A 13142-nucleotide genomic window follows, 5' to 3' on the forward strand; every position below is an offset into this window, starting at 1 on the left:
GTGCGCGGCGCGGTGGCGGACACCGCCGAAAGTCATGGTGCAGCGCGCCTCCGAGCCGGGGGCACTGCCGCGCCGCTTTGCATGCGGCATGCCATGTTCCCGCCGGACGCCTGTGTTGCGCCGGCGTCGGCAACGCATCCCCTGGAGGAAAGAGCCCCGCTGCGCCGAGCCCTTCCCGAAGTCCATGCCCTCACGGCCGGCCTGCGGCCGCGGTCCGGCTTAGCGGCGATGGTGCAGCGGCGCGCCCGGCGGCGGGTCGAGACCGGGGCCCTGGTCCATCGTCTTGCCCACCCCGCTCTCGCGCTGCTTGCGCTCCACGACGCGCTGCTCGCGGTCCAGCCCCCGGCCACCGCTTTGATAGCCCGGCCCGGCAGACGGCTCGGGCAGCTCGGTCTCGCCGGATGCCCGCGACTGCGTGGCCTGCTTGCCTGATGCCTCGTCGACAGCGTGATGCGGCTGCCGCTGGCCGGTGCCGCTGCGGCCACCCACGCCGCCTTCTGGCTGCACGGCCTGGCGGATGGCATCGTCGGCCTTGAGCGGTGCGCGGGCGGCGCGCCCGCCTGCAGCCGGCTTCGTCGTAGGCGGAATCGACCGGCCGGCGGCCGGCGTGGAAGCTTTTTTGCTGTTGCCCTTGGGCATGTCGGTGCGGGCCATGGCGGTGCTCCTGTGGCGGCGGGAACGGTGGCCCTATGGTCGGCTCCGGCAGGTTTCCGCGACGTCGAAAAGTTGTTGCGCCTCGGCGCGACCCGGCCGCCGGAGCGGGCGCGGAACGACGGCGCGTTGACGGCCCCCGCCGCAGGATCGGCGTTCGACTGCGGCGCCGCGCGCCGCGCCAACGATCCCCAGCAGGAGCGTCCCCCATGGCTACGAAGACACCGTCCGCCCAGCCCACCAAACCATCCACCAAACCATCCGCCGACCGGCCCGCCGGCGATCGCCGCGGCCATGGCGACGAACTGCAGCAGATGGCCGGCGGGAGCCACCCGTCGCTGACCACCAACCAGGGCATCCCGGTCTCGGACAACCAGAACTCGCTGCGCAGCACGCCGCGCGGTCCGACTTTGCTGGAAGACTTCGTGCTGCGCGAGAAGATCACCCACTTCGACCACGAGCGCATCCCCGAGCGCATCGTGCATGCGCGTGGATCGGCCGCGCACGGCTACTTCGAGTTGACCAAATCGCTGAAGAAATACACCACCGCGAAGATCCTCACCGAAGTCGGCGAGAAGACCCCGCTGTTCACCCGCATCTCCACCGTCGCCGGCGGCGCCGGATCGATCGACACGCCGCGCGACGTGCGCGGCTTCGCGGTGAAGTTCTATACGAAGGAAGGCAACTGGGACCTGGTCGGCAACAACATCCCGGTGTTCTTCATCCAGGACGCGATGAAATTCCCCGACCTGGTGCACGCAGTGAAGATGGAGCCGGATCGCGGCTTCCCGCAGGCGGCCAGCGCGCACGACACGTTCTGGGATTTCATCTCGCTGACGCCCGAGGCGATCCACATGATCCTGTGGGCCATGAGCGACCGCGCGATCCCGCGCTCGCTGCGCATGATCGAGGGCTTCGGCATCCACAGCTTCCGCCTGATCAACGAGAGCGGCGACAGCACCTTCGTGAAGTTCCACTGGCGGCCGAAGCTCGGCTTGCAGTCGCACGTGTGGGATGAGGCGGTGAAGGTGGCTGGCGCCGACCCCGACTACCACCGCCGCGACCTGTTCGAGGCGATCCAGGCAGGCAACTTCCCGGAGTGGGAGCTTGCCGTGCAGCTGTTCACCCAGGCCCAGGCCGACAGCTTCCCGTTCGACCACCTCGACGCCACCAAGATCATTCCGGAGGAACTGGTGCCGCTGACCGTGATCGGCCGCATGGTGCTGGACCGCTGGCCGGACAACTTCTTCGCCGAGACCGAACAGGTGGCCTACTGCCCCGCCAACATCGTGCCGGGCATCGACTTCTCCAATGACCCGCTGCTGCAGGGCCGGCTGTTCTCCTACCTCGACACGCAGCTGTCGCGGCTGGGTTCGCCAAACTTCCACCAGCTGCCGATCAACGCGCCGAAGTGCCCGTTCGCCAACCATCAGCGCGACGGCCACATGCAGATGGCGCAGCCCAAGGGCCGCGTCAACTACGAGCCCAGCTCGCTGGATCCCGCCTCGGTGCGCGCCAGCGAGCGCGGCTTCCGCAGCTTCGCCGAGCCAGCCGACGACGGCAGCAAGGGCCGCATCCGCGCCGAGAGCTTTGCCGACCACTACAGCCAGGCGCGCCAGTTCTATCGCAGCCAGACCGGGTTCGAGCAGGCGCACATCGCCTCCGCGCTGGTGTTCGAGCTGTCCAAGGTCGAGACGCTGCGCGTGCGCGAGGCGATGGTCGGCCACCTGCGCAATGTCGATGAGGACCTCGCCCGCCGTGTCGCCGACGGCCTGGCCCTACCCGGCTTGCCGCCGGCCCAGCCCAAGGCGGTGCCCGCGAAGGACCAGCCACCGTCGCCGCCGCTGCAGATCATCGGCAAGATGAAGGACACGCTGAAAGGCCGCGCGGTCGGCATCCTGATCCACGACGGCTCCGACGCCGCCGCGATCAAGGCGCTGCGCCGGGCGGCCGAGTCCGCCGGCGCCAGCGTCAAGCTCGTGTGCCTGAAAGTCGGCGGCGCAAGACTGAGCGACGGCAGGCAGCAACCCGCCGACGGCCAGCTCGCCGGCACGCCATCGGTGGTGTTCGACGCCGTGGCGCTGGTGCTGTCCGACGAGGCCGGCAAACTGCTGGCGAAGGAAGCCGCCGCGGTGGATTTCGTGCGCGATGCGTTTGGCCATCTCAAGGCCATCGCCGCCGATGCCGGCGCACAGGCCGTGCTGAAAGCCGGCGGCATCCGGAGGGATGCCGGGGTGGTCGATGCCAGCGACAGCGCCGGCTTCATCAAGGCGGCCAAGACGCGGCAGTGGGCGCGCGAGGCGAAGTTGCGCACGCTGGCGTAGCAGTTGGCATTCGCCGGGCATGCCCGCACAAGGAGTGCGGTGCCGCATGCCCGGTGCCGTCCATCCGACCCACGTTTCGAGGTCATTTGCGTAAAGCACTCGCCGCTCGATCTGGGATTGTCGCGACTTCGCCTTTCGCCGCCCATCGACATGGCCAGGCATGCCCACCTCGGTGACGTGCCCGAACTGGGCCCTGCCACGCCCGCTGCAACCGCCAGGCGTTCCGTCAACGCGTCGCCACCCGCTGCGTTCTCTGTCCGGCATGCCGCCGCTCGACCGGCACGGCATGGCACCACGACAAACGCCGGCATCCCACCCTGAAGGACACCGTCATGAATCATGCTTCGATGTTTCACCGCGGCCTGCTCAGCCTGTTCGCCTGCACCGCGTTCGCCAGCGCCGGCGCAATGGCCTCCGCTGCTACCGTCCCGGGCCACCCCCGCGTCAACGAGGTCAGCCGGCGCATCGACAACCAGCAGGCCCGCATCGCGAAAGGCGTTGCCAACGGCAGCATCACCGGCAAGCAGGCCGCCCGCGACGAAAGGCGCGACGCCAACATCGCACAGCGCGAAAGCGCCGACGAGGCGAAGCACAACGGCCACCTGACCAAGGCCGAAACCCGTCGCCTCAACCGTGCCGAGAACCGCAACAGCCGCGCCATCCATCGGCAGCGCCACTGATCGGTTGCGCAGACAAAAGGCCCCGTTTGGCGGGGCCTTTTGTCGAGGCCATGACGGCATCTCGCCGTTGACTGTTGCCTCCGCGCCCGCCGCAGCCTGGCGCGGCCCTCAGCCGGGCGTCGCGTCCACCGGCACGGCCAGGCTGCGCTTGAGCGTGTCCAGCGCCACGCGCGTGCGGAAGCGTTTCACGTTGGCGTTGGCGCTCACCAGCCGCTGCATCAGCGCGTCGTAGTCGCCGACGTCGCGCGCCGTCACCACCAGCACGTAGTCGCTGTCGCCGGTCACGTACCACGCCTGCTGGATCGCCGGCTCGGCAGCGATCCACTGCCGCAGGCTGGCCAGCAACTCGGGCCGCTCGCGCTCGACCTCGAGGTCGGCGATCACGGTAAGCCGCTGGTCCACGCTGCGCGGCTCGATCAGCGCCACTTCCGCCACGATCACGCCGTCCTCGCGCAGCCGCGCCAGGCGCCGCTGCACGGCCGACGCCGACAAGCCGACGTCCGTGCCGATCATCTCGGCGGAGCGCCGCGCGTCGCGCTGCACGATCGCGAGAATCCGGCGATCGAATTTGTCGAGTTCCGCAGGCATCGGGCGCAAAGACCTCGTGGACGGGGAGAAAACCTGTTTTGCCGGCCAACAACGCCACTTCGCCGCGCCGCGGAAACCTAGCATAGGTCGTCGCCTTCCACGCATCGCGAAACCTCGTCCATGCCCACACTGACCCGCCTCGACCGGATCCTTGCCGCATCGCGCCACATCGATCCGGTGTTCCTGGATTCGCCGGCGCTCACCAGCAACGCCCTTGACGCGGCGCTGCGCTGCCAGCTGATCGCCAAGGACGAAACCGCCAACCCGATCGGCTCGTTCAAGGGCCGCGGCACCGAGTTGTTCGCCGCGCTGGCGCTGCAGCCGGGGGAATCCGTGGTCTGCGCGTCCGCCGGCAATTTCGGCCAGGGCCTGGCCCGCGCGGCGATCCGGCGCGGCCATGCCTGCACCGTGTTCGCCGCGGAAACCGCCAACCCGGTAAAGGTCGCCGCGATGCGGAAACTCGGCGCGGAGGTGCGGCTGGCCGGCAGCGATTTCGACGCCGCCAAGGACGCCGCGCGCTGCCATGCCGCAGCCAGCGGCCTGCGTTTCGTCGAGGACGGGCTCGAAGCCGAGCTCGCCGAAGGCGCCGGCACGCTCGCGCTGGAGCTCGCCGGGTCGGCGGCGTTCGACGTCATCGTGGTGCAACTGGGCAACGGAGCGCTGCTGGCCGGCGTGGGCACCGCGATCCGGCACGTCGCACCGCATGCGGAGATCATCGCGGTGGTGGCCGCCGGCGCGCCGGCGATGAAGCTGTCGATCGACGCCGGCCGGGTCATCGGGACCGACCACGCCGACACCATCGCCGACGGCATCGCCGTGCGCGTGCCGATCGCCGCCACGCTGGCGCATCTGCGCGCGTGCTGCGACGACGCCGTCGCCGTATCCGACGCGCGGATCTTCGAGGCGATGCGCCTCATCCATCACCACCTCGGCGTCGCGGTGGAACCCTCCGGCGCCGTCGGTGTGGCGGCCATGCTCGACGACCCGGAGCGTTTTGCCGGCCGCCGCGTGGCGACGATCCTCTGCGGCGGCAACCTGTCGCCGGCCATGCGCGAACGGCTGATGGCGGCATGAGCGCCAGTCCACCTTCCCTCTCCCAGAAACTCGCATCACGATGAAACTTCTGTACCAGACGCACTCGCCCTACGCGCGCAAGGTGCTCGTCGCCGCCTACGAGCTCGGCCTGCAGCACCGCATCGAGGTGATCCACCACGAGACCAGCCCCACCCGCCGCAACGATGAGGTGTTCGCGCTCAACCCGCTCGGCAAGGTGCCGGTGCTGATCGTCGACGACGGCCCGGCGCTGTTCGACTCCAACGTGATCTGCGAATACCTCGACGGCCTGCATGCGGGCGCAAAGCTGATCCCGCACGAGCCCGCCGCGCACTTCCATGCCCTCAGCAGGCAGGCGCTGGCGCAGGGCATGGCCGATGCCGGCATCGCCGCGCGCTGGGAAGCCGAGCGGCGGCCCGTGGCATCGCGCTGGCCACCGATGCTGCAAGGCCAGCTGGACAAGATCGCCGCCGCCTGCGACTTCCTCGAGCGGGAGATCGGCGACGCACCGCCCACGGAAACCCTGCCCGACGTGGGCGACATCGCCCTGGCCACCGCGCTCAGCTGGATCGCCTTCCGCGACGTCTATCCGTTCGCCGACGGCCGCCCGCGCCTGTCCGCCTGGTACGCGCGCTTCAGCCAGCGTCCGTCGATGCAGGCCACCACGCTGGCCGGCGACACCTGCGACTGAACGCACCCCTACGCTTCCGCCCCCATCGACCGGATACACCCATGAGTTCCCTCTGGACCGATCTGCTGATCCTGCACGGCCACATCACCGATCCCCGACTCGCCCGACGCCTGCTCTCCCCGGCACCGCCGACCGAGCCGGACCCGCCCACCAGCTGCCCCGCCGCCGCCCCGATGCCCCTGCTGCAACGACTCACCCGCCGCCTCTGTCTCGGCATCGGCGATGGCATGTTGCGCACGCAATGAAGACCGAAACCCAAGGCATCAACCGCGCGCAAAAGTCGCAACAAGCGCGCCATCCATCGTCAGCATCACTGACCGACCGCACGCAAATAGGCCCCGATGCCGGGGCCCGTTCTGTCGCGCTGGCGATGCCAGCCCTGCATCGCGTCTCCGCTATGCCTCGGCCTGCGGCTCGGGCTTGATCTTCTCCAGCAGCTCTTCCAGATCGGCGATCGCGTTTTCCAGTGCCTCGTGCAGCTGCCCCTGCCGATCCATCAGGTCGGCGATCTTCTCCGTCTGCTTCAGCTTCGACAGCTCGCCGTCGAACAACAGCCAGGCCGCCGTCAGCGTTTCCACGTTGTTCTTCGAGTAGTGCCGCATCTCCTTGAGCTGCGCCACCGTATCGCCGACGTGATCGGCAGGTGTCTTGGCGTGTTCGTCGGACATGGGGGGTTCCTCTTGGCGAAATACGAGACGGTCATTCGATCATTCGTAACGGTGCTGGCTGCCAGCGAAACGTCGTCGCGCCGACCGTAACGCTGAAGATGCGAAGTGGGAGTCAACGTCTGGCAAGTGGCGCATCGTGATGACAGCCGATCAGCGCAGGCGCACATCCGGGCGCGTCGCTGAATGTGAGACAGGCAGAGGGTGAACTGCCCATGCGCCAATACGGCGTTATCTGCAAGGCGAGCGACATGTATTTCAAGCTCTACAAGGACACTGCAGGCTATTGGCGCTGGACTCTTTTCGCAGCGAACGGCCGCAAGATGGCCGATTCGGGCGAGGGTTACGTCAACAAGGGCGACTGCCAGTCGGCTATCGATCTGGTCAAATCCGTCGGCGCGCTCACACCCGTTATGGAATGAGGTTCGCGGTGATGAACGAAAGAGGCCCCGCAAGCGGGGCCTCTCCGTTTCGCGACAGGTGAAACCTGCGCTCAGGCCGTCACTGGCCGGTCGGCGCGGGATCGCTCGGCGGCGTGGGCGTGCGCGGCCCGCGAGCGAAACGGGCGGCCAGCGCCTTGCGCGCGTCGTCCAGTCCCTGCCCCTTGCCGGCAACCTTGAACACCGCATAGCCCTCCAGCGCGTTGGTCATCAGGTCGCTGCCGATCGCCATTTCGGTATCCACGCCGCGCTGATGCAGCTTGCCCATGCGCACCAGCCGCGGGCGCAACGCATCCAGCGTGGCCAGGTCGCGCTGGTAACCGGCCAGGTCGAAATTGCGCGGCAACACACCCGGGTTGTCGCCGAAGACATGGCCAGCCTGCCGGCAGAACGCCTCGGACTTGTCGCCCATCTTGGTCAGCTCGTGCCGCTGGTCCGGCGTCAGCGCGATCAACGAAGCCAGGCCCGTCTCCAGCGCGGTGAGGGCGTTGTCGATGGTGGCAAGCACGTCGGGGTTGAGGTCGATGTCGACCAGGTTCTGGCTCATGTCCACTCCTTAGATGTGATGTCAGGAAAGCCGGTCCGCTTGGTCGGCGGCGCAGCGTAACGTGCCCGCCATCCCTCGCCCACGCCTCACGTGTAGGTCGAAAAAGCGCTGCTGCGTAGGCGGGGGGCGTGTTTGCGGGCGCGTGAATGCTGGTGGTCGGCGCGGCCGTACCTGATCGGGATGCTGGAGAGGGTCGTTCCACCCTAAAAGAGTCAGACGCCGATCCAAAAGACCCACGCTTGGCCGGAGAAGACCCAGGCGCCGATGGCAGAGAGTCACGCTTGGGGCTGTTGAGTCCCAAACGCCAGTGAAAAAGCGCCGCCTTCCGATGAAAAAGAGCCAAGGGTGGCTCGCCCGAGTGCCAAGCGTGGGTATTTTGGTCCCATGCGCAGCACTAAAAGAGTGGTACTTGGCTCTTTGGGAGTGGCGAGTGAGACTCGGGGGAGCCATGCGTGGCTCTTTTTGCGTAGCGGCAGTCGCACCGGCTGGTCTTGGTCAGCGGTTGTAGCTCAACGCGGGAACCATTGCCGTTGAAGCGAAATGACTTCTTCGAGTTCATCTATTTCACGAGCCTGCCTATTCCGTTCAAAGGAAATGCAGTAGTCATCCAAGGACGGATCGGTACAAAGCGCTCCGCGCATCAAGCTCTTTGGAACGATGCCTCCCGAGTAGATCAGATCCATTTCACGTTGCGTGACTTGGAAAAGCGGCACAGGAGACCCGTACTCCCGGATCATCGCCTTCAACTGCAACCTGCACGGTGGATAGCCCCATTCCCATCCGTCAGAGAACGGGCGATAGCTCTCGATCGCTTCGTCACCCAGCCATCCCGCGATCTCAACCATGACAAGTTCTATCCGCTGACTGGTTGGAGCGTGAAGGTCGAGTTGCTTCTCGGTAGTCAGCGCACGTACCGGCGCGACCATTGCTCGCCTTTCAATGGAAGCCAGCTCATCGAAAAATCGCGCCGGGCTTTTGTAGCAATACCGATGCTCATAGATTTGCTCGCTGACACCCTCAAGCCACTCCCTGCGAACACCGAACAACGCGCATGCGGCGTTCAATACATCATTGGTGAGTGCCGGCAGCAAACTCGCAGGTGAGGACAGCTGCGCCAGCTCAATGCCAGGAAGAAGCCTCGGGATCTGGGTGGCGACCAAGCCGTGCTGCTCGAACAGCTCGATAAACCGAAGCGCAACTTTTTCGACGCCGCTGGGTGGCTGTCGCCGAATCCGCTTCCACAAAGCGATCAGGTCGATACCTACCCCATAAAAGCTCGGCTTGATTTGAAAAATATCGCCCATCGCCATCCATCGTCTTAGTTCAGACCTTCGCTGAATCTGGATCAGAGTCCTAATGCTTCAGTGCATTTGGTGATCGCCTGATTTGTGTAGAAATAGTCGGGCTCATGCTTGGCAGCTCGTGCCATCACGACGAACTCGGGATTCGCTGCATCGTCAGGATTGAACTTCACCAAACCGATGCCAACGACACCAGCCAAAGCGTCCAGCCGCTGAAGGTCAGCTTTGGGGGCCGTGCGCGGAATCACCAGATAGACACGATGTGCGAAAAGTTTGTAGGCACATGCTTGTCCAAAAGCAACGATGAGTTGACTGGTATCCGTTTTGATTTCGGCGGCAATAACTTCTTCGGGGAACTTGATCGGATCGGTGCGTCGGGGCTGGAACAACGCTATAACGTCAGGTGTACCCCATTTCGTACCGAAGGAATTTCCCCCAAGGGGAATCGCAACCGTCGCTTCCTCCACTTCATCCTTCAGCCAATCCGCAAAAGACTGATAGAAGTCTTCCTCTTTGAGTCTGCTTAACGACACGGCGGGAACGCTGGATAAATCTGGCGACGTCGTTGCTTCAGCCCCGTACACGTACAAGCCTCGTTCCGGCTTGCTGATCTCAGCTGGAAGATGGCTTGCGAAGTAATGGATCGACCCATGGATGGAGTTTTGATTCTCCCCCGGCAACGCTCGTTCAGCAGTACGGTGAAGTTCCGCCCAGCGCAATCCGCTGGGACTGTGCTGGATGGCTTCAGTAAGAACATCTGCTACGCGTTTACGAATCGTGCTCAAAATATTCCCCCAGTGCTCAATTGAAACTACCCCACGTTGACCGGCACCAAGGTCATGGTGTCGTTGCCGAAGATGTCGACGACTTTCACGGCGACGGTGTAGCGGCCGGCGCGTTCGTAAGTGTGGTCGGCGGTGGTGAGGTCGAGGTCGCGGTTCTTGCGGGTGCGGAAGCTTTGCCATTCGTTCTCGAAGATATAGCCGCCGGTCCAGCGCTCCTCGAAGTCGAGCGGTATTTCGTCTTGCGGCAGCTCGGACCCGGGCAACACGCCGCCACTGTCGGCACCTACTGGCACCTTGATGATTTCCTTGCGCGACTGGTAGTCGAAATCCACAGCCCAGTAGTCGACCCAGTCCGTCCAGGTCTTGGTGAGCACCTCGCGCGTAACGACGCCCTCCTTGCTCTTGCTGACCTTGACCAGCTGGCCCTGATCGCAGATGACGTCACTCTTGCCTTCCTTGAGCGCAGCGATCGCTGCCTCGGCGGCGCCCTGGCTGTAGTAGACGGAGAAGTCGGTCAGTTCGATCTTCACGGTGAGCTTGTCACGGGCGGTCTTGCCCTTGGCGTAGCGCGGGGTGGCTTCGACGAAGCTGATGTCGTGGAACACCACCTGGCCGCGATCCACCGCACGCTTGTCGAACACGTCGGCGGGGATGTACTTGGGCGTGAGGTCGATGCCCTTGGCTTTCGCCTCTTCCAGCACCGCCGGAAACAGGCCCATCTCGAACTCGAACGCCAGCACGTCGACGCGGGTGGCACCGCGCTTGCGCGTTTCCATGATCACCTCTTCGACAAACAGGCGACCTACCGGCAGGTTGATCGGGCCGACCACCACCAGCCGCCCGCCCTGCTTGCCGTCGAAGAACGCGTCACTGGCGAATGCCTCGGCCTTGTACGCGCGCAGGATCAGCTCGCGAAACTCGCGTTCCTTCTCGGCCAGCGCCTGTTCCTTCTGCGCGCCGCTGAGGCGACCACCGACATTGAGATAGGCCTGCCGCTCGTAGCGGCCCAGGTTCAGCACTTCGAAGGCGCGAAAGTCCTTGTCGGCCGTCTTCAACTCGCGCTGCACGCCGATCAGGCGTTTACGCGTGGTGTGAATGGCGAACTTGCCGAGGTCGGTGGCGATCCATTTGCGGCCCAGCTTTTCGGCGACAGCGGCGGCGGTGCCGGAGCCAACGAAGAAGTCGGCTACCAGATCGCCTTCGTTGCTGCTTGCTCTGATGATGCGCTCCAGCAACTTCTCGGGCTTCTGAGTCGGATAGTCGACGCGCTCTTTCGCGGTCGGTGCGAGCAGCATGTCAAACCAGATCGTGGATGCTGCTACGCCGGGACGCTCGTCGAGATAGTACTTAATGTATGGCTGTCCAGAGCTTGAGTAGTAGAGCTTTCTGGACGCATCGAACTCCGCCATTTTTTCTCGCGAGTAGGCCCAGTAACGCCCTTGTGGTGGCTTAACTCCTTTCCAGTCGTAGAGCGTATCTCCTCCCGGCTTGGCCGCTGTAGGCGTTACAAGACGGTATCGCCTGCCGTCACCTTCGACCTTGTTGTACTGCTGTTCAATTTGATCATCTGAGAACGGAACATATTGAGTGTTCCATATACGCTGATCGCGGTTTCTCCCGTAGCACAAAACCGTATCGTCAACGATGTCGAAGCGGCGCGCGCCCTGCTTTGCATCTCCGTGGGCTGTTGTTCTACGCCAACACAGTTGATTGAAGAATTGGTCGGCCCCGAATATTTCGTCCAAGGCTAATCTCATAAATGAATTCACCCGCCAATCGCAATGCACATAGATGCTCCCGTCCTCCGCCAGCAAATCCCGCATCAGGATCAATCGCTCATAGATCATGCTGATAAACGAATCCGCCCCGCGCCCCCACGTATCGCGATAGGCGATCTGCTCCAGCAGGTTCGGCTCCTTGTGAAAGGTTTCGCCACCGATCTCGATGTCCATCGAGAAATCGGCGCCCACGTCGAACGGCGGGTCGATGTAGATGAGTTTGAGGCCGCCGGCATCCTCGATCTGCCGGCGCAACGCACCGGCCTTGAGTGACGACAGGATCAGCTTGTTGTCGCCCCAGATCAGCTTGTTGGTCCAGCCTTTGGATTGGCGGCCGCGCGAGTCGAACAACTCGTGCTGCACTTTCGTTTCGGCGCGTGGTTCGTCGACGTGTTCCAGCGTCTGGAACGGCAGCACGGTAGTGCATACGTCGCGGTTCTTGCCGTTCCACACCAGCTCCACTTCGCGCTTGTCCTCGAACAGGAGGAAGCGGTACTTCTCCGGCAGCGGCTTGCCGGCCTGGATCAGCTGCACGAGATCGCGCTTCTCGGCGTCGGTGAGATCGTAGGCGGGGTTGGTCTTGGCCATGGGCTCAGTTCTGCTTTTTCGGTTTGCGCGGCGACTTGGCCGGAAGTTGTTTGATGGCGTTCTCGAACGCCGCCTCGTCGGCCTGGGCTTCGGCAGCGAGACGGCGAGTCTCGAACTGGTCGTAATGATCCAGCGCCAGACGGTCGGCTACGGCGCGGGATACGCGCCCGGCATCGGTGAGGATGTCGCGTTCGTTGAACGCCAGGAAGGCGTCGAGTTTCTCGCGCCAGTCGCGCATGTACAGCATGCGGCGGCGGCGCGCCTGGTCATCGGCATAGTCCAGGTACATCACCACGATGCGGTCGAGTTCGGCGATCTCGTTCTCGTGCAGGTAGTTCTTGGCCACGGTAACGTCGGCCTTGCGCACCTTGGCACCCTTCCAGGTGGTCAGCCCCATGTTCGGCTGCGCATGGTCGGCGCGGGCGGCGATCAGCTCGGCGGCGGTTTTGCCGGTAGCCGCCCAGTGCAGCTTGTTCTGGATGATCTGGAAAAATTGCTGGGTTTGCGCGGCGTCCGGTTGGTAGTCCGCCGCCAGCGCGAAGATGTCGCGCAGCTTGAGGTACATGCGCTTTTCGCTGGCACGGATGCGGCGAATGCGCTCGAGCAGTTCGTCGAAGTAATCCGGCACACCCGGACCGGGCGGATTCTTCAGCCGCTCGTCGTCCATGACGAAGCCCTTGAGCAGGTATTCGTGCAGCCGCGCGGTGGCCCATTGCCGGAACTGGGTTCCGCGCTCGGAGCGAACCCGGTACCCAACGGCCAGAATGGCTTCCAGTTGGTAGTGGTCGATGTTGCGGGTGACCTGCCGGCTGCCCTCGCGGCGAACCATTCGGAAACTCCGAAGAGTTCGTTCAGGCGACAACTCGCCATCGGCATAGATGCCCTTGAGATGCTCGTTGACGGTCGGCACGCTGACCTGGAACAGCTCGGCGAGCTGCGCCTGACTGAGCCACAGCGTGCGATCCTCGAAACGACATTCGATGCGGGTGCGACCGTCTTCGCTCTGGTAGAGCAGAAACTCGCCGGTGGGCAGTGGAAGGTTCTCGTCCAT

At 64.6% G+C, this 13142-nt stretch carries 14 protein-coding genes; 6 read left to right on the top strand and 8 right to left on the bottom strand.

The window, feature by feature from the left end; genetic code table 11:
• Nucleotides 1-219: 219 nt before the first annotated feature.
• Nucleotides 220-654 (bottom strand): hypothetical protein, encoded by a 435-nt coding sequence (locus tag ACFPME_RS12970; RefSeq protein ID WP_377305964.1) that lies wholly within the window; start codon nucleotides 652-654, stop codon nucleotides 220-222.
• A 311-nt stretch (nucleotides 655-965) separates the two neighbouring features.
• On the opposite strand from ACFPME_RS12970, the gene ACFPME_RS12975 reads away from it, so the two are divergent.
• The gene (locus ACFPME_RS12975) at nucleotides 966-2975 is read left to right on the top strand and encodes a catalase (RefSeq protein ID WP_377306777.1); all 2010 of its coding nucleotides are present in this window, start codon (nucleotides 966-968) and stop codon (nucleotides 2973-2975) included.
• A gap of 332 nt (nucleotides 2976-3307) precedes the next feature.
• Nucleotides 3308-3655, top strand: a complete 348-nt coding sequence (locus tag ACFPME_RS12980) for a hypothetical protein (RefSeq protein WP_377305966.1) — start codon at nucleotides 3308-3310, stop codon at nucleotides 3653-3655.
• 108 nt (nucleotides 3656-3763) lie between these two features.
• Here ACFPME_RS12980 and ACFPME_RS12985 read toward each other — a convergent pair whose 3' ends face one another.
• On the bottom strand, nucleotides 3764-4243 hold the full coding sequence (locus tag ACFPME_RS12985; protein ID WP_377305968.1) for an Lrp/AsnC family transcriptional regulator: 480 nt from the start codon (nucleotides 4241-4243) through the stop codon (nucleotides 3764-3766).
• 120 nt (nucleotides 4244-4363) lie between these two features.
• On the opposite strand from ACFPME_RS12985, the gene ACFPME_RS12990 reads away from it, so the two are divergent.
• The 3 genes from ACFPME_RS12990 to ACFPME_RS13000 are packed head-to-tail and all read left to right on the top strand — an operon-like array spanning nucleotide 4364 to nucleotide 6232.
• Nucleotides 4364-5317 (top strand): threonine ammonia-lyase, encoded by a 954-nt coding sequence (locus ACFPME_RS12990; protein WP_377305970.1) that lies wholly within the window; start codon nucleotides 4364-4366, stop codon nucleotides 5315-5317.
• A 40-nt stretch (nucleotides 5318-5357) separates the two neighbouring features.
• Complete coding sequence (locus ACFPME_RS12995; RefSeq protein ID WP_377305972.1) at nucleotides 5358-5987, top strand: glutathione S-transferase family protein; 630 nt, start codon at nucleotides 5358-5360, stop codon at nucleotides 5985-5987.
• Between the two features lie 41 nt (nucleotides 5988-6028).
• Nucleotides 6029-6232 carry a hypothetical protein gene (locus tag ACFPME_RS13000; protein ID WP_377305974.1) on the top strand — a complete coding sequence of 68 codons (204 nt, stop codon included), beginning with the start codon at nucleotides 6029-6031 and terminating at the stop codon, nucleotides 6230-6232.
• Between the two features lie 150 nt (nucleotides 6233-6382).
• On the opposite strand, the gene ACFPME_RS13005 is transcribed toward ACFPME_RS13000, so the two are convergent.
• Entirely contained in the window at nucleotides 6383-6655 is a 273-nt protein-coding gene (locus tag ACFPME_RS13005) for a hypothetical protein (RefSeq protein WP_377305976.1), read from the bottom strand.
• 212 nt (nucleotides 6656-6867) lie between these two features.
• Here ACFPME_RS13005 and ACFPME_RS13010 point away from each other — a divergent pair, with 212 nt between their 5' ends.
• Complete coding sequence (locus ACFPME_RS13010; RefSeq protein ID WP_377305978.1) at nucleotides 6868-7074, top strand: YegP family protein; 207 nt, start codon at nucleotides 6868-6870, stop codon at nucleotides 7072-7074.
• 79 nt (nucleotides 7075-7153) lie between these two features.
• Here ACFPME_RS13010 and ACFPME_RS13015 read toward each other — a convergent pair whose 3' ends face one another.
• The 5 genes from ACFPME_RS13015 to ACFPME_RS13035 form a co-directional block, all read right to left on the bottom strand.
• Nucleotides 7154-7639 (bottom strand): hypothetical protein, encoded by a 486-nt coding sequence (locus tag ACFPME_RS13015; protein WP_377305980.1) that lies wholly within the window; start codon nucleotides 7637-7639, stop codon nucleotides 7154-7156.
• 509 nt (nucleotides 7640-8148) lie between these two features.
• Nucleotides 8149-8943: a hypothetical protein gene (locus ACFPME_RS13020; RefSeq protein WP_377305982.1), complete on the bottom strand. Its 795-nt coding sequence runs from the start codon at nucleotides 8941-8943 to the stop codon at nucleotides 8149-8151.
• A 41-nt stretch (nucleotides 8944-8984) separates the two neighbouring features.
• On the bottom strand, nucleotides 8985-9725 hold the full coding sequence (locus ACFPME_RS13025) for a hypothetical protein (RefSeq protein WP_377305984.1): 741 nt from the start codon (nucleotides 9723-9725) through the stop codon (nucleotides 8985-8987).
• Between the two features lie 26 nt (nucleotides 9726-9751).
• Nucleotides 9752-12091 (bottom strand): DNA methyltransferase, encoded by a 2340-nt coding sequence (locus ACFPME_RS13030; RefSeq protein ID WP_377305986.1) that lies wholly within the window; start codon nucleotides 12089-12091, stop codon nucleotides 9752-9754.
• A 4-nt stretch (nucleotides 12092-12095) separates the two neighbouring features.
• On the bottom strand, nucleotides 12096-13142 hold the full coding sequence (locus tag ACFPME_RS13035; protein ID WP_377305988.1) for a virulence RhuM family protein: 1047 nt from the start codon (nucleotides 13140-13142) through the stop codon (nucleotides 12096-12098).

This window comes from Rhodanobacter umsongensis (assembly GCF_042654965.1).
GTDB classification, from domain to species: domain Bacteria; phylum Pseudomonadota; class Gammaproteobacteria; order Xanthomonadales; family Rhodanobacteraceae; genus Rhodanobacter; species Rhodanobacter umsongensis.